Genomic DNA, 15953 nt, shown 5'->3' on the forward strand with positions numbered 1-15953 from the left:
CGGAGCACCATCGGCTCGTACGCGCGGCGGGTCGGTCCGGCCGGCCGGCGGCCGAACAACGCAAGGACAAGGAGATCGCGACCGTGACCATCGACCAGACTCTCCGCGACGCGGAACAGAAGATGGGCAAGGCCGTCGACTTTGCCAAGGAGGAGTTCGCCGCGATCCGTACGGGCCGTGCGCACCCGGCGATGTTCGCGAAGCTCCAGGCGGACTACTACGGCACGCCGACGCCCATCCAGCAGCTGGCGTCGTTCCACATCCCCGAGGCGCGACTCGTCGTCATCACGCCGTATGACAAGAACGCCCTTGCCGGGATCGAGAAGACGATCCGCGACTCTGACCTGGGCGTGAATCCGGCCAATGACGGTGCCGTGATCCGCATCGCCCTGCCGGAGCTCACCGCCGAACGCCGCAAGGAGTACGCCAAGCTCGCCCGGACCAAGGCCGAGGAGGCCCGGGTGGCGGTGCGCAACATCCGCCGGCACGCGAAGGAGACGCTCGACCGACTGTCCCGCGACGGCGAGGCCGGCGAGGACGACGTCGCCCGAGGCGAGAAGCACCTCGACTCCTCGACGCGCAAGTACGTCAGCCAGATCGATGACCTGCTCAAGCACAAGGAAGAAGAGATCCTCGAGGTCTAGATGGCTAACTCCAAGGGGGCGCCGGCGAAGCGAGCGGCCCACGTGGCGCCCGCCACAGGTGCGGCAGAGCCGCCGGCGGGCACCGTACGCACCCTCCGCGTGAGCCGCCCGTGCGTGACATCGTGACCGCACCGCCTGAGGGAGAAGGCACCGAGAGGCGGCGGTCGTGGCGTACCGGCCGACTCGGCCGCAACCTCACGGCGGCGATCGGTGTGGGTGCGCTGCTTGGAGCGCTTTTCCTCGGGTCGCTGTTCATCGTCAAGGCCGTCTTCGTGGCCTTCGTGGTGGTTGCCGTCGGAGTTGCCGTCATCGAGCTTTCCCTTGCTCTGCGCCCGGCTGGGGTGCAGCTCCCGCGTGTGCCGCTGTTGGCCGGCGTTGTCGGCATGCTGGTCGGTGCGTACGTCGGCCAGACGCCAGCGCTGGCGGGTGCCCTGGGGCTCACGACGCTCGCGATCTGCTTCGGACGGTTGCCTGCCGGGCGGGAGGGATTCGTCCGCGACGTGACGGCCGGGGTGTTCGTCGCGCTCTACGTCCCGTTCCTGGCCGGGTTCGCCCTGCTGCTTCTGCGACCGGACGACGGGCCGTTTCGCGTGTTGATCTTCGTGGCGGTGGCGGTGGCGAGCGATGTCGGCGGCTACGTGGCCGGGGTGTTGTTCGGGCGGCACAAGCTGGCGCCGGAGATCAGCCCCGGCAAGACCGTGGAAGGGCTGATCGGATCGGCGCTGTTCTGCCTGGCCGTCGGCGTGGCAGGGGTGGTGATCCTGCTCGGCGGTTCATGGTGGGCAGGGCTGGTGCTGGGTGTGGCCGCGACCGTCACGGCGACGCTCGGCGACCTGGTGGAGTCGATGCTCAAGCGCGATCTCGGGATCAAGGACATGGGCAGTCTGTTGCCCGGACACGGCGGTGTGATGGACCGGTTGGACTCGCTGCTGCCGACCGCGTTGGTGAGTTGGCTGGTGCTGACCCTGCTCGTCCCTCCGGGCTGAGCATGGTCACCCTCCATCTCGTACGCCATGGAGACGTGGTGCCCGATGCCGGTCCGGCGTCGGGCTGGGTGCTGCATCCGGACGCGGCGACCGGGATCGCCGACCTGCGCGGTTCGGCTGCTCTTCCGGTGTCGGCGAAGTGGTTCTCCTCGCCGGAGCCCAAGGCGTTCCAGACCGCGCGGGCGCTCACCGACGTGACCATCGGCCTGGTGGATGGTCTTCGCGAGATGTCCCGCCCGGCCGAGCGGTGGCGTGGCGCGGATGAGTGGCGCCAGATCGTCCGCCGGTCGATGGAGCAACTGGACCGGCCCGCACTGCCAGACTGGGAGACCGGCCGGGCAACGACGGACCGGGTGGTCGGCGCCGTGGGTCGGATCCGGGAGAGCTGCCCTGACGACGATGTGGTCCTGGTCGGGCACGGAACCGCATGGACGCTCCTCGTTTCGGCACTGACCGGACGACCGCCGGACTTCGAGGCCTGGACCCGACTCCGGATGCCGGACCACTGCGTACTCACACTCGACGATCGCACCACTGGCACCGGCACTCTCGTTGCTGAGTGGGGCCAGTGGGCGCTGGGCAGCGGGTGAAGGCCGGTCGGACGCACTCGGATGGCCGACGTCGCGGCCCCCGCAGGCGGCGGTCACGCCTGGACGACGGGGACGAATCCGGTGCCAGGGCGGTAGTGCGGAGACTGGTGCCGGAAGTAGGTGTTGTAGACCTCGCAATACTGGCCGCCGCGCCGCATGAGGGTGGGGTGGTCGCCTTCCTCGACGATCCGCCCGCCGGAGAGGACGACGATCCGGTCGGCGTGCTGGATGGTCGAGAGCCGGTGCGCGATGACGATGGACGTACGCCCGTGCAGGACGACGTCCAGGCCTTCCTGGATCTGGGCCTCGGTGAGCGGATCGACGCTCGCCGTCGCCTCGTCGAGGATGATGATCGCTGGATCCTGGACGAGCAGGCGGGCAAGGGCGACCAGCTGGCGTTGCCCCATCGACAGGGCCTGGCCGTGCTCGCCGACCTCCGTCTCCAGCCCGTTCGGGAGGGCCGCGAGCCAGTCGCCGTTGCCTACCTGGTCGGCGGCCAACCGCACCTCGTCGTCGGTCGCCTCCGGACGTGGATAGCGGATGTTGTCGGCCACCGTGCCGGAGAAGAGGAACGGCACCTGCGGCACGACACCCAGCTGCCGGCGGTAGTCCTGGAGGTCGAAGGACCGGATGTCGCGCCCGTCGAGGTAGATGTGCCCGCCCTGGAACTCGTAGAACCGGGTGATCAGCTTGCCCAGGGTGGACTTGCCGGCGCCGGTGTGGCCGACGAGCGCGACCATCTCGCCCGCCTGGATCGTCATGGTGAAGTCGGACAGGACCGGCTGAGTGGGGTGGTAACCGAAGGTCACGTCGCGGAACTCGATCTGTCCGGTCAGCCGACCGGCCGGCTGGGAGTCGTTCTGCAGGACTCTCGGTGTCGCGTCGACCAGGGCGAAGACTCGTTCGGCGGCCGACAGCCCCTGCTGGAACTGTGACCAGAACGAAGCGATGCTCGTCAGCGGGAACCAGAACAGCGCGACCGCCTGCAGGAAGAGGTACCAGTCGCCGGGTGACACCGAACCGCCCAGCACGCCGCGCCCGCCGACCAGCACCAGGAGCACGGTGCCGAACCCGGCGACGAGGAACAGCAGCGGGAAGATCGCTCCGAAGACCATGCCCTGCCGGACCGTGACCTGGTAGTTCTGCTCGTTGATCGGGAGGAACTCGTCATAGATCGTCTGTTCCTGGCGGAAGTTCTTGGCGACCGCGATTCCGCCCATCGTCTCCTGCACGGTGGAGTTGACCCTGGCGAGAGAGCGCTGGGCGCGGCGGGTGGTGTCGCGGGCGATCCGCCGAAACGCCAGGGCCATGGCGATGACGATCGGGGTGATCGCCAGCGTCAGCAGGGCGAGTCCCACATCGCGGACGAAGAGCAGCGCCGTGACGAAGCCGACCAGGAGCACCTGGCTCAGGAGGTTCATCGTGAGCGTCACGGTATTGGCGAAGTCGTCGGTGTCGGAGGTGACCCGGCTGACGATCTTGCCGGACGGATTCTCGTCGTAGAAGGACAGGTCGCGCTTGAGGACGGCGGCGAAGGCGTCCTGGCGGATGGTGAGCACGACGTCGCCGGTGACGCGGGCGCTGAGCGCCTGCCGGACATAGTTGGTCGCCCACGCCAGAACGCCGGAGAGGAGGATGAGTGCCACGAGAATGGCCAGGAACGAGTTGGACTGGTCGCCCACGAGCTGGTCGATGCCCCAGCTGATCACCAGCGGCAGCACGGCCTGCAGTGCCGACGTGGCGACGATCATCACCGCGACCACCGTCATGGCCGGGAGCTTGGGCCGGAAGTAGCGCAGGATCCGCCGGACCAGGTCGCGGTCGGCGTAGCGCCGGTCGTAGTCCTCGGCGTCGAGGCCCTCCATGATGAAGCCCATCAGACCTCCTCACCGTCGTAGGCCGGAACGGCCGTCGCCACGCGCGGGTCGCCTGCGGCCGACAGCTGTCCCCACTCCTCGTCCGCGTGGCCGTCCGGGCTGGGGTGCGTGACCTCGTCGTAGTGGGCGAAGATCCGGCGGTAGAGGGGGCAGCGTTCGAGGAGTTCGTCGTGGGTGCCCTGGTCGATGAGCTCGCCCCGCTGGATCAACAACACCTTGTCGGCCCAGCGGATCTGGGAGAGCCGGTGGGTGATGAGCAGGGTGGTACGCCCCTGCAGGATGCGCCGGATCGCGCGCTGGATCTCGTCCTCGGTGGCGCTGTCGATCGCGCTGGTGGAGTCGTCGAGCACCAGGATGCTCGGGTCGGTGAGCAGGGCGCGGGCGATCGCCAGGCGCTGCCGCTGCCCGCCGGACAGGGTGACCCCGCGCTCGCCGATGACCGTGTCGTAGCCCTCGTCGAGCTCTTCGATGAAGCTGTGCGCCTGCGCGTCCTTCGCGGCGCGGATCACCTCGTCCCGGTCCGCGCGCTGGCCGAGACTGAACGCGATGTTCTCGGCGACGGGCCGGGAGAACAACACGATGTCCTGTTCGATGGTGGAGATCTGCGAACGCAGGGAGTCGAGCGTCCAGTCGCGGACGTCGGTCCCGTCGATCAGGATCCGGCCCTTGTCGGGGTCGTAGATCCGGTTGACGAGCTTGGTCATCGTGCTCTTGCCCGACCCCGTCTCGCCGACGATCGCGACGGTCTGCCCCGGCTCGGCCCGGAACGACAGGTTGCGCAGCACCGGGTCGTCGCCGTAGCCGAACGACACGTCCTCGAAGACGATTTCGCCGCGCATCCGGCCCTGGTGGCCCTGTGGGTTCTGGTCGAGCTCTGCTTCGTCGTCCATCAGCGTGATGATCCGGCGGGCGCTCACGATCCCGAGCTGGACGAGGGAGAACGTGAAGATCGAGATCATCGTGGGGAACTGCAGCAACCCCATCAGCCCGAGATAGGCCACGAGGTCCCCGAGCGTCAGTTCGCCGCCGCGGTAGAGGACGAGGCCGTGGAGAAGCGCGCCCGCGGTGCCGACCGCGAGCAGGAGCGGCGGAAGGTAGCGGGCCTGCACGAGCCCCTGCTCGACGAAGGAGTCGCGGTAGGCCCGGGCGTTGGTCTCGAACTGGCGGCGCTCCTGTGCCTCCTGCGCGGTCACCTTGACGACCTCGATGCCGCGGACGGCTTCGTTGAGACCGGCGTTGAGGGTGCCGAACTGCTCGCGCATGCGGATGGAGACCGGGTTGAGTCGGCGCATGTAGTGCCGCAGCGACAGCCCGAACGCCACGCCGAACAGCAGGGGTGACAGCAGCAGCCGTGGATCGATCAGCGCGATGAAGACCAGGGGGACGAGTCCCTGCAGCATCGAGTCGACGATCAGGTCGAGGCCGGGGGAGACCATCGAGGAGAGCTGGCGGACGTCGTTTGCCGCGCGGGCCATCAGATCGCCCACCCGCTGGCGGGTGTGGAACGTCTGGCTCTTGCCGAGCAGGCTGGTGTAGAGCTCCTCGCGGGCGTTGCGTTCGAGCCGCTTGGCCAGGATCTCGGTGCACATGCGGGCGGCCAGGTCGAAGACGCCACGCAACAGGACGATGGCGATCAGCGCGACCACGATCAGGACCAGCCGGGACCGCCCGGACTCGCCCCCGGCGAGGACGGCGTCGAAGGCCGCCCCGGTGAGGCCGGGGATCGCGGAGTTGAGCACGACCATGACGAGCGATCCGCCCAGCAGGCCCACGAGGTAGCGCCGGTAACGCCACTGGTGGGACAGGATCCAGCGGATCGGGCTGCGACGGTCGGTGCGGTGCTGGTCGACGACGGTGAACTCTGAGGTGAGGGTGGCCACGAGACGCTGCCTCCGGAAGGGACACGAGGTGGTGGTCGCACGTCGCTTCCGGTGCCGGCGCAGCAAGCGTGAGACGAAGACTGTTCTAGCACGAAGACGGCCGGAATTACCAACCGAATTTCGCCGAGATCAGGTTGTCGGTGGCCGGTGATAAAGTCTCGGCCGAGCAATGTGCGTAGAAGAATTTACGGCCGAAGAATGTGCCGGCGGACGCCATCCGCCGGCCTCCCGCTAAAGGCCCTGTCGCGCGGTGCCGCTCCCCGGAGCGCGGTCGGTCAGTCGCGTGCCCTCACCCGGTGTACGCCCATCCCGACCACCGTGCGACCTCGATCCGGATGACCGGTCCGGCCGGCGGTTCGGCGGCGTACTGAGCGTACTTCGCGACCAGCCACGACCGCGGTTCGGCAGACTCCTCGGGGGTGTCGAGGATGTGGGCGACACCGTCGCCACGCACCCACCACAGCCGTGTCCAGTCGGCGTCGTCGTACTGATCGACGAGGATGCTCACCTGCGGATTCGCGGCGATCAGTCGCAGTCGGTGGAGCCGTGGCGTCGTCTTCGGCTTGCTGTCGACTGCGGTGACGACGACCGACCCGACGGCGGCGAACGTCACCACCACGACGTGGGGTCGGGCACTCTCGTCGGCCATCGCCAGGTGGGCCGTACGGCCGCCGGCGAAGCGTTCGCGGGCGTCGGCTTCAGCGAGTCGCATCGTGGCGAACCTGCCGCGGGTGTCGGCGTACCGCGCGGGAGATTCCGGCGTGTAGGCGAACGGCTCCGATGAGCATGCAGCGAGCCTATAGCGCCCTCACGCGGACCTTTTCAGGCCTCGCGGAATTCCCGCTCGCGGCGTCGCTCGCAATTCATCGGCGAAACCAATTTCGGCGCGTCAATTGTCCGTACTGGACGCCGCAGGACGTGGGTATTCCGCCATCGAATTTCAGGCCGGCAATTTCGGCGATCGCGCCAACTGCGAGCCGTCCCCGTCCGACCCGATCCGGTATCGGCGACCCTGACATGGCGCGGACGGATTACCGGAGGCGTACGCATGCGAGGATGGCCGACGCCATGTCTGCGCATCCAGATCTCGTCTTCGCGGCGCCCCGGAGGGCGAAGCCGCCACGTCACCTCGCCGACCTCGACCTCGCCGCACGCAAGGATCTCCTGGTGGAGCTGGGTGAGCCGGCCTATCGCGCCCGCCAGCTCTCGACCCACTATTTCGGTCGATTCACCGACAACCCGGGCGAGATGACCGATCTGCCGGCCGGGCGGCGTGAGAAGATCGCCGCCGCCGCGTTGCCGGTCCTGTTGACTCCCGTCCGCACGCTGGCCTGCGACGGCGGCAGCACCGTCAAGTCGGTGTGGCGGCTGTTCGACGGCGCACTGGTCGAGAGCGTGCTGATGCGCTATCCCGGTTCGGGGGCGCAGGCGGCCAGGGTGACGATGTGCGTGTCCAGCCAGGCCGGCTGTGGCATGGCCTGCCCGTTCTGCGCGACCGGCCAGGCGGGACTCACCCGCAACCTGTCGGCGGCGGAGATCGTCGCGCAGGTGGTGGCCGGGGCGAGGATGCTCGCTGGCGGTGAGGTTCCTGGCGGTCCCGCCAGGGTCTCGAACGTCGTCTTCATGGGCATGGGCGAGCCGCTCGCGAGCTACGCGACCGTGCTTTCGGCCGTGCGCCGGCTCACCGACCCGGTTCCTGCCGGGCTCGGCCTGTCCCAGCGGGGCATCACGGTCTCCACCGTCGGCCTCGTGCCGCGGATCCGGCAGCTCACGCAGGAAGGTCTCGCCGTCACCCTGGCCGTGTCACTGCACGCGCCGGACGACGAGCTCCGCGACGAGCTCGTACCGATCAACACCCGCTGGCCGGTTGCCGAGGTCCTGGACGCCGCCTGGGAGTACGCCGCGCAGACCGGCCGCCGCGTGTCGATCGAGTACGCCATGATCCGCGACATCAACGACCAGGCGTGGCGGGCGGATCTGCTTGGCCGCCTGCTGCGCGGCCGGCTGGCGCACGTCAACCTCATCCCGCTCAATCCCACGCCCGGTTCGAAATGGACCGCCTCCGAGCCCGAGGACGAGCGGGAGTTCGTACGGCGGCTGGAGGCGCACGGCGTGCCGGTGACCATTCGCGACACCCGCGGCCGGGAGATCGACGGCGCCTGTGGGCAGCTCGCGGCCAAGGAGGCGTGAGCCGGTGGTGCGGCCCGCGTTCCGGCGCTGATGCTCGACTATGACGTCGAGGCGGCCCGCTACGACGACACGAGGGGCGGGGTGGCGCGGGCGGAGGCCGCGGCCGATGCCATCGCCTCCCTCCTTCGGGCCGTGCGGGCTCGGACCGTGCTCGATGTGGCGGGCGGTACCGGTCTCGTCGCTTCCAGGCTGGCCCGCCGCGGCTACGACGCCGTCGTGTGTGACCGGTCGGCCGGAATGCTGGCGCTCGCGGCCGGACGGTGTCCCGGTCGTACGCTCCGGGGCGACGCGACCCGGCTTCCGTTCGCGACCGGTCGAGTCGACGCGGTTGTCGTGGTGTGGTTGCTGCACCTGTTGGCATCGCCGGTCGAGGTGGCCGCGGTGGTGTCCGAGGCGGCCCGGGTGCTCCGGCCGGGCGGGATGCTCGTGTCGACCGTGGACAAGGACGCGGGCCATCCGCCCGACACCGACGTGGAACGGTTGCTCGTGTCGTACGGACGTACGCAGGGCGGCGCCGCGCCCACGGACGCCCGCGGGCAGGTGGAGGTCCTCGCCCGCAAGGCGGGGTTGACACTCCAGGCGGAGGGCGGGTTCGTCGGTCATGGACAGGGCCGGGTCCCAGCCGCCCTGGCCGACGTCCTCGAGTCGTCGTCGCGGTCGTACCAGCACGTCGAACCGCGCCGGAAGGAAGCGCTGATCCGCGACCTGCGCGCTCTTCCTGACCCCGACCTGGCGCGGACGCCGCCGACCTACCGACTGCTGGCCTGGCAGAAGACCGGGTGGGCCCGCGGGTAGAGTCGGCGCCCGTGTCTGTCGACGACGCCGCTCTCGCGCCGGTCCGGCGGCTCGAACCCGACCGGCTCGTCGCGCTCGTCAACGCGCACACCGACGCCCGGCTGACGCTGGTCGGACCCGCGCCGGGCGGCCAGGTGGGCGCGGCGTACGTCCGATGGTCCGACGGGCGCGAGGGAGTCCTGACCTGGTTGCCTGACGGACCGGTGGGCCAGGTACGCCGCACCGCGGAGATCCTCGCGCTGGCGAGGGAGCGTGGTCTGCCGGTTCCGGTGTACGACCTGATCGCGGAGGTGCCAGGAGCGCTCGCGATCGTGCAGGAACGCCTGCCGGGCGCACCGCCCTCGCACCCTGACCGCGCTCTGGTCGAGCAGTTGGTGGAGCTCGTGGAAGGGTTCGCCGGGCTGCTCGCCGACCGACCTGACGTCGAGCGGCCGGACATGTGGCTGCGGGGGAGCGGTCCGGGGTTCTGCCTGCACCGGCCGTTGGAGCTGCACAACGTCCGGACCCGCCGACTCCTGGAGTGGGTACGTACGGTCGGGGCGTCCGAGCCGACGACGATGACCGGTGACGATCTCGTCCACCTCGACTACCACCCGGGCAACGTTCTCGTCGCCGGGTCGATGCCGGCCGGTGGCGGCGCGATCACCGGCATCGTCGACTGGGACGGCATCGGGAGGGGCGACCGGCGGTTCTGCCTGGTGACGCTCCGGTTCGCGATGATGTCGGACCCGACCCTCGGGCGCTGGCTCGACGGGTTGCTGGACGACCTCCTCGACCCGGCGACGCTCCGCCTTTACTGGGCGCACATGAGCCTGCGCCAGGTCGACTGGGCGATCCGGCACTTCTCACCGGGCGACGTGGAGGACTGGCTCGACCTCGCCGAGACCCGGATGGACTCCTGACGGGCACCGCGGCCGCGGCTACCCGGGGAGGGTGAGCCCGCGGACCAGGCCGTCCTGGTCAGCGGTGACGAGAAGGTTGTCGACCAGTGCGGGCGTACTGAAGGTGTTGCTCGGACCCAGCTGGCGCCGGTGTCGGACCTCACCGGACGCCAGGTCGATCCCGACCAGCAGTCCGGTCGCGGCAACGAGCCACGCGAGGCCGCCGCTGATCACCGGTCCGGCGTTGAACGCCCGGACGCCGAGCTCGCGTACCCATCGCGCGACACCGGTGGCCGGATCGACGAGCTGGACCTTGCCGCGTTCGTCGACCAGCAGCAGGGAGTCGTCGACGAGGCGGGCCGGCGTGTACATGTGGCTGCCGGCGACCGTCCACGCCGCCGCACCGGTCGCTGCGTCGATCGCCGTCGCGCTGCTCACTGTCGAGACGAGCACGAGGCCGCCGGGCAGCAGCTCGACCGTGTCGTCCCACGGTCCGTAGAGCAGCCGCCCGTAGACGTCGGACCGAGTGGTCATCGATACCGACCAGAGCTGCTCGCCGGTGGCGGCGTCGAGGGCGTACGCACGGCCGTCGCCGCTGCCGGCATACACCCGGGTCCCGTCACAGGCGACCCGCCCCGCGAAGAACCCGTGCAGGTCGGCCGACCAGCGTGCGCGACCGGTCCGCGTGTCGACCGCGTGGAGCCTGCGTCCCGCCGCGAAGAGGACGAACTCGCCGCCACCGATCGACGCGACGAGCGGACTGCTCAGCACAGGGTCGTCGGGGCTGAACCGCCATCGGACGCGGCCCGATCCCGCGTCGAGCGCGGAGAGGCGATGGTCGGCCGACCCGACGATGACGGTCTCGCCGCCGGAGGCGAACGCCGGACCGCGGTAGGCCGCCCCCACCGTGGCTCGCCACACCACGGCCCGCTTCGTCGCGCGCGGCCGGAACGCCTCGACCTGGCCGGTCGTGCTGGCGGCGACGACCAGGCCGTCGCGTTCGGCGAGGGCGCCCTGCACACTGCCCGGTATCCGGGCCTGCCAGCGGTCGACCGGTGCCCCCGCGGCCGGTGGTACGGAGAGCGTCGCGGTCGCATCGTGGCTCGCCCCTGAGGTCCCGCCCACCCGGACCTGGATCCGGTGGATGCCGGCGGCGAGTCCCGCCACACTGAGCGAGCCCGACCAGGCGCCATCTGTGGGTGCGAGGTCGACCCACGTGCCTGCGCTCCCGCCGCCGAAGACCGCCTGGGGATAGACCTGTGCCCGTACGCCGGCGGCGGGCGCGGACGTGTCGAGCCCGACGGTGACCTGCAGCGCGTCGCCCGTCGGCCCGCCCAGGTCGATCCGCACCGGGCGCAGGCCGCGGTCCGCGCCGTCGCCGCCGAGCGGGATCGTGACCAGCTCACGTCGCGTGTCCGACCCGTCGGCAGCCACCGCCACGGCCCAGACCTGCAGGACCGGATGGCTCGCGTCGCTCGTCCGCTCCACCCAGTAGTAGAACGCGCCGTCCTTCACCGCCTCGGCCGCCACCTGGGTGAACCCGTTCGTGCGTACGACCTGTTCGCGGTGGATGTGGCCGGCGAACACGGCCCGCACCGGCAGGTCGGCGACCGTCTCGAAGAACGCGTCCTGGTCATTGACGAAGTAGTGCTCGGCACCGAACGGGTAGTGCAGGAACAGCACGCTCGGCCCGGCACCCCGCAGGTCGTTCGCGATCCACCGCAGGTGCTCCCGCCCGAAGTGGCCTGGCTCCTGCAGCAACTGCGTCGGGTCGAGGCCGGCGACGTGCAGGCCGGCGACGTCGAAGGAGTACGGCGTCGGCCCGAACAGCCGGTGGTAGAGCTCGGCGCCATGCACGTCCCAGCGCATCTCGTGGTTGCCCGGGACGTGCCGCAGCTTCGGCCGAAGGGCGTCCGGAACGGTGGAGAGGTAGGCGTCGTACTCGTCGTCGCCGCCGTAGTCGGTGATGTCGCCGGCGTTGAGGACGAATGCCGGGTTGCCCGCCGCGATCGAGGCGAAGGCGAGGCGCAGCCAACCCAGCCGGGTCCCCTCCACCGGGTTCGCGTGGGTGTCGGTGACGACCGCGAAGGACAGTGGAGCCGCTGCCGGCTCCCGCAGGGTTTCAGCATGTGCCGGGCGATGCCGTGGCAGCGCCTGCGTCCCGAGGACGGTGGCGGCTCCGACCGCTCCCGTGCCGGCCATCCGCAGCACCTTTCGCCGGTCCAGGTGGGGGTTGGCCATGGTTCCTCCGTACGGATGGGCTGATCGCGATCGGCGTCCGGAGGCTAGTCGGTACCGGGAACCCCTTGAATCCGAAAACGGTGAACAGGCCCGAACCGGTCGGTGAAACTACGTTTCGGTGCGCTGCGGAGCCAGTTCGGCCGCCTGGCGGAGGGCTTCGAGCATGCTGCGCTCGTCGGCGGTGCCGGTGCCGGCGATGTCGAACGCGGTGCCATGGTCGACCGACGTACGCACGACCGGCAGCCCCACCGTGATGTTGACACCGGATTCCAGGCCGAGCACCTTCACCGGGCAGTGGCCCTGGTCGTGGTACATCGCGACGACGAGGTCGAAGTCGCCGCGGACCGCCCTGAAGAACACGGTGTCCGCGGGCAGCGGCCCGGTCGCGTCGATGCCGTCGGCCCGGGCGGCGGCGACGCCCGGAGCGACCTTCGCCTCCTCCTCGCCCCGGCCGAAGAGGCCGTTCTCGCCGGCATGCGGGTTGATGCCGCACACCGCGATGCGCGGGCTCGCGATCCCTGACCGGACGAGCGTCTCGTGGCCGCGCCGGATCGTGCGTTCGACCAGGGCGGGATCGATCCGCTCGACCGCGTCGACCAGACCGATGTGCGTCGTGCAGTGCACCACCCGCAGGGTGGGCGCGCTGAGCATCATCGAGACCTCCGGGGTGCCGGTGAGGTCGGCGAGGATCTCGGTGTGGCCCGGAAAGCGGTGGCCGGCGGCGTGGAGCGCCTCCTTGTTGAGCGGTGCCGTGCAGATCGCGTCGACCTCGCCGGCGGTCGCCAGTGCGACGGCGCGTTCGATGCAGCGGTAGGCCGCCTCACCGGCCACGGGTGACAGTTCTCCGAACGGCAGGTCGGCGGGTATCAGCGCGAGGTCGATGCAGTCGATGGTGCCGGGGGTGTACGCGGCGTCCGACGGTTGGGCGACCGGGCGGACGGCGACGTCGAGGCCGCAGATATCGGCCGCTCTGGTGAGCCGGGCCACGTCGCCGATGACGAGGGGGCGAAGCAGGTCGTGGACGTCTGCCCTGGCCAGGGCCTTGACGATGACCTCGGGACCCACCCCGGCGGCGTCGCCCATGGTGATGGCGATGACAGGACGGTTCATCGTTCTCCTTCGGCTCGGGTGAGGACTGCTTCGAGCCTCGCACGGGCGGCGGCCAGAGTGCCCGTGCGCCCGAACGCGCCGGCCTTCGTCACGACCGGGATCGGCCGCGGCCCGATGCTGCGGGACAGGGGGACACCGGGTTCGACCTCGCCGACGAGGTGGAGCGCGGTCGTGCCCCAGGCGCGGAGGACGCCGGTCGCGGTGTCGCCGCCGGTTGCCACCAGGCCGCCCACCAGTGGCGCGCAGGGACGGAGGAGCTGGCCTAGACCGGTGGTGAGATTCGCATCGTCGGTGGCGTCCGGTCGTCCCGCGTCGGCGCCGAGGGTGACGATGACATCGCGTCCCGCGTGCAGGCACGCCATCACCTCCGCGACAGGTGACCCGCCCGGAACGCCTTGCCCTCCGTTCGGTTCGTGCGTACTCCCCAGCGCGGCGACCGGAATCGTGACGTGTGCGACGCCGGCCGCGGCGAGGTGGTCGACCTGTGCGCGGGCGATGACCGCCGTGCTGCCGACGACGAGGAGGACCGGTCCGCTGGCCGCGGGTGTGACGTGCCCGCCCCAAGCGGCGGGTAGGACCGGGTTGGTGGTCGCGAGGGCGCTCCCGGTGAGGTCGGCGAGAGCGGTCCCGTCGGTGGTGCCGGTGGAGAGGCCAGTGGAGAGGCCAGTGGAGAGGGTGGCGGCGAGGCCGCCGGAACCCACCCACACCACGCAGGAGCCCAGGTCCGCACCGGCTGCGGCGATCGAGCGCAGGTCCGCGTCGGTCTCGGCGTCGCACACGATCGCCTGGCTCCCGGCGCCGCGATGGGCAGAGAACGCGGCCGCCAGCGCACCGCTGCGTACGTCCGCCAGGTCTGCACGCGCCACGGCGAGGCCGGCGTCGGTGAGCAGGCGGCTGATCGACGGACGGTCCAGTGGTACGCCGTCGACGAGGACCTGCGCGCGGACTGTCGTACGCCCGGTCGCAGGGAAGGCGGGTGTGACGATCGCCACCGCGTCCGGCTCCCACGCTGTCAATGCGGCCTTGACCTCGACCCCGACATGTCCGCGTAGTAGGGAATCGACCTTCTTGTAGAGGGTTCGCACTCTCGACGCGCGGAGTTGGCCGACGATCCGCCGGGTGGTCGCCTCAGCGCGCGGAGGACCGAGCGCCCGGGTGCCGGAGTCGATCGCCAGGACGTCGACCTCCATGGGCGTGCCGGCGTGCTCCTGGTCTGCCCAGGTGACGAGCGCCGAGAGTCCCGAACGTACGAACCCCACCGCCGTGTCAGCGGCTCCGGTCAGATCATCGGCGACGACACCGATCCGGGCCTTCGGGTGAGGCACGGGGGTCACATCCGCCCGTACTGGCGGAGCCGGCGCAGCGGAAGGAGATACCAGAGCAGAGCGAACAGCACGCCGACGCAGCTGGCGAGCACGATCGCGAGCGTGAGACCGAGGACGAGATCGATGACCAGCAGGACCGCGCTGGCGATCGCGAGGAGCAGCGTGGTCATGCCGCAGCGGGCGAACCGGTCGGAGGCGCGGACCACCTCGGGTTTGAGACCCTTGGCGAACAGCATGCGGTGGTAGGCGACCGGGGCCATCAGCAGTGCGGTCGCGGCACAGCAGAGGATCAGCGTGACGATGTAGGTCACCCGCGAGAACGCCGAGGCCTCGGCGAACCGCGGCTGGACCGCCAGGATGAGCAGGAAGCCGAACAGGATCTGCACACCCGTCTGGAGCACCCTTAGCTCGGCGATCAGCTCCTGGAAGTTGCGGTCCGCCCGCTCCAGAGGTGTCTCCCGCCGGTCCGCGCTGGTCGGGTGCTCGTCGCTCGCCACTCCTGCATGATGCCCGCCATGGTGGGGGGAGCCAAGGACCTGCAGGCTCAGGTCACGCAGAACTCGTTGTCCTCGGGATCGCGCGGCGACCAGGCCGCGCCGCTGGGAAACTCCTCGGCAGGCGCGGCAGCGACGGGGAGCGCCGATGACGACCCTCACCCTCGTTCAGGGTGAGTTTCACACTCACCACCGATGGACAGACGCTCACCGTGACCGGAGCATGGGACGGCGGACCACATGTGCCTTGTCCAGATGGTCAAGCACATGACCCCCAGCGGTGCGGCACCACTCGCCGGGCTGCGCTTTGCACAGCGGACACGGCCGTGCCAGGATGCGCGCCGTGGTCCCCAAGTCGCCTTCGCTGTAACCGCGTTCGGTGAGTCTGCCGTCCCAGATCCAGTCCAGGACGCCGGTGTCGATTACCCGCTCGTAGCAATCCATGACTTCCCCAGTCCCATCGCGACCAACCCGAAGCCGAGCCCAGCCCAAAACAGAAACCACACGACCTCCCACCTGAGCGACCGCACGTGCTCGCCTCCCGTGTCTTGTCCGCGGCACGGTGGAACCGCCTCCCCCGCGAGACGGATGGGAGAGAACACCACGCACCCGGTTTGGTGTCGCGTAGCGGGCCAGGACCGTCTCGCGACCCAGGGCTGTTCGAGCGGGTCGACCAACCGCCGCGTCACACCAGCAGACGCTACGGGCAGGTTCGGGCAAGGTTGAAGCAAGTTGCGAAAAGTTGCGACGATCGATCGCACCGTCGCGAGACGTGGGTCGCTGACCTGCGAGAACATCAATCTGGTAAGGCATCAACATGGGTGCTCCCTAAGAAACCTCAGCCAGAAGCGTTGACGCGCGAGTGCATGCGGCTGATGATGGGTCCGCAACTTCCCGCAACCAGAGAGTGGGGTAGAGCCATGCGCCTGACGTTCGTCGC

The 15953-nt window shown here is 70.0% G+C and carries 14 protein-coding genes; 6 read left to right on the plus strand and 8 right to left on the minus strand.

From position 1 onward, the window contains the following. Positions 1-89: 89 nt before the first annotated feature. From frr to ABNF93_RS04875, 3 genes are all read left to right on the plus strand, one after another. The gene (gene frr / locus ABNF93_RS04865; RefSeq protein ID WP_349326640.1) at positions 90-644 is read left to right on the plus strand and encodes a ribosome recycling factor; all 555 of its coding nucleotides are present in this window, start codon (positions 90-92) and stop codon (positions 642-644) included. Positions 645-754: 110 nt separating this feature from the next. Continuing rightward, positions 755-1630 (plus strand): phosphatidate cytidylyltransferase, encoded by an 876-nt coding sequence (locus ABNF93_RS04870; RefSeq protein WP_349326305.1) that lies wholly within the window; start codon positions 755-757, stop codon positions 1628-1630. Positions 1631-1632: 2 nt separating this feature from the next. Then, positions 1633-2220 (plus strand): histidine phosphatase family protein, encoded by a 588-nt coding sequence (locus ABNF93_RS04875; protein WP_349326306.1) that lies wholly within the window; start codon positions 1633-1635, stop codon positions 2218-2220. Between the two features lie 53 nt (positions 2221-2273). Here ABNF93_RS04875 and ABNF93_RS04880 read toward each other — a convergent pair whose 3' ends face one another. The 3 genes from ABNF93_RS04880 to ABNF93_RS04890 all read right to left on the minus strand — a co-directional run bounded on the left by ABNF93_RS04880 (position 2274) and on the right by ABNF93_RS04890 (position 6689). Then, positions 2274-4097, minus strand: a complete 1824-nt coding sequence (locus tag ABNF93_RS04880) for an ABC transporter ATP-binding protein (protein WP_349326307.1) — start codon at positions 4095-4097, stop codon at positions 2274-2276. Beyond that, entirely contained in the window at positions 4097-5977 is a 1881-nt protein-coding gene (locus ABNF93_RS04885; protein ID WP_349326308.1) for an ABC transporter ATP-binding protein, read from the minus strand. Before ABNF93_RS04885 ends, ABNF93_RS04880 begins: the two co-directional genes overlap by 1 nt. A gap of 289 nt (positions 5978-6266) precedes the next feature. Continuing rightward, entirely contained in the window at positions 6267-6689 is a 423-nt protein-coding gene (locus tag ABNF93_RS04890) for a TIGR03668 family PPOX class F420-dependent oxidoreductase (RefSeq protein ID WP_349326309.1), read from the minus strand. A gap of 356 nt (positions 6690-7045) precedes the next feature. Between ABNF93_RS04890 and rlmN the strand changes: the two genes are divergently transcribed. Genes rlmN through ABNF93_RS04905 form a run of 3 tightly spaced genes read left to right on the plus strand, consistent with a single transcriptional unit; the run spans position 7046 to position 9864 of the window. After that, on the plus strand, positions 7046-8167 hold the full coding sequence (gene rlmN, locus ABNF93_RS04895; protein WP_349326310.1) for a dual-specificity RNA methyltransferase RlmN: 1122 nt from the start codon (positions 7046-7048) through the stop codon (positions 8165-8167). Between the two features lie 30 nt (positions 8168-8197). Next, a complete protein-coding gene (locus ABNF93_RS04900) occupies positions 8198-8962 on the plus strand; it encodes a class I SAM-dependent methyltransferase (protein ID WP_349326311.1) in 765 nt (254 codons plus the stop codon). Between the two features lie 11 nt (positions 8963-8973). Next, complete coding sequence (locus ABNF93_RS04905; protein WP_349326312.1) at positions 8974-9864, plus strand: phosphotransferase family protein; 891 nt, start codon at positions 8974-8976, stop codon at positions 9862-9864. Between the two features lie 18 nt (positions 9865-9882). Here ABNF93_RS04905 and ABNF93_RS04910 read toward each other — a convergent pair whose 3' ends face one another. The 5 genes from ABNF93_RS04910 to ABNF93_RS34835 all read right to left on the minus strand — a co-directional run bounded on the left by ABNF93_RS04910 (position 9883) and on the right by ABNF93_RS34835 (position 15832). Next, positions 9883-12084: an outer membrane protein assembly factor BamB family protein gene (locus tag ABNF93_RS04910; protein WP_349326313.1), complete on the minus strand. Its 2202-nt coding sequence runs from the start codon at positions 12082-12084 to the stop codon at positions 9883-9885. A 108-nt stretch (positions 12085-12192) separates the two neighbouring features. Then, positions 12193-13194 carry a 4-hydroxythreonine-4-phosphate dehydrogenase PdxA gene (gene pdxA / locus ABNF93_RS04915; protein WP_349326314.1) on the minus strand — a complete coding sequence of 334 codons (1002 nt, stop codon included), beginning with the start codon at positions 13192-13194 and terminating at the stop codon, positions 12193-12195. Beyond that, positions 13191-14519, minus strand: coding sequence for a four-carbon acid sugar kinase family protein (locus ABNF93_RS04920; protein ID WP_349326315.1), 1329 nt, complete (start codon positions 14517-14519; stop codon positions 13191-13193). The genes pdxA and ABNF93_RS04920 overlap by 4 nt, the downstream gene beginning before the upstream one ends. A gap of 5 nt (positions 14520-14524) precedes the next feature. After that, on the minus strand, positions 14525-15016 hold the full coding sequence (locus tag ABNF93_RS04925) for a DUF6328 family protein (protein WP_349326316.1): 492 nt from the start codon (positions 15014-15016) through the stop codon (positions 14525-14527). 204 nt (positions 15017-15220) lie between these two features. Then, on the minus strand, positions 15221-15832 hold the full coding sequence (locus ABNF93_RS34835; RefSeq protein ID WP_502877538.1) for a zinc finger domain-containing protein: 612 nt from the start codon (positions 15830-15832) through the stop codon (positions 15221-15223). Positions 15833-15953: the final 121 nt, after the last annotated feature.

Source organism: Actinopolymorpha sp. B9G3 (assembly GCF_040120725.1).
In the GTDB taxonomy this organism is placed as follows: Bacteria; Actinomycetota; Actinomycetes; order Propionibacteriales; family Actinopolymorphaceae; genus Thermasporomyces.

What these genes read in the sequence shown, in the direction of transcription:
- ABNF93_RS04880 (WP_349326307.1), bottom strand. Translation starts at nt 4,097, where the DNA reads ATGGGCTTCATCATGGAGGGCCTCGACGCCGAGGACTACGACCGGCGC.
- ABNF93_RS04910 (WP_349326313.1), bottom strand. Translation starts at nt 12,084, where the DNA reads ATGGCCAACCCCCACCTGGACCGGCGAAAGGTGCTGCGGATGGCCGGC.
- ABNF93_RS04890 (WP_349326309.1), bottom strand. Translation starts at nt 6,689, where the DNA reads ATGCGACTCGCTGAAGCCGACGCCCGCGAACGCTTCGCCGGCGGCCGT.
- ABNF93_RS34835 (WP_502877538.1), bottom strand. Translation starts at nt 15,832, where the DNA reads ATGTTGATGCCTTACCAGATTGATGTTCTCGCAGGTCAGCGACCCACG.
- pdxA (WP_349326314.1), bottom strand. Translation starts at nt 13,194, where the DNA reads ATGAACCGTCCTGTCATCGCCATCACCATGGGCGACGCCGCCGGGGTG.
- rlmN (WP_349326310.1), top strand. Translation starts at nt 7,046, where the DNA reads ATGTCTGCGCATCCAGATCTCGTCTTCGCGGCGCCCCGGAGGGCGAAG.
- ABNF93_RS04900 (WP_349326311.1), top strand. Translation starts at nt 8,198, where the DNA reads ATGCTCGACTATGACGTCGAGGCGGCCCGCTACGACGACACGAGGGGC.
- ABNF93_RS04875 (WP_349326306.1), top strand. Translation starts at nt 1,633, where the DNA reads ATGGTCACCCTCCATCTCGTACGCCATGGAGACGTGGTGCCCGATGCC.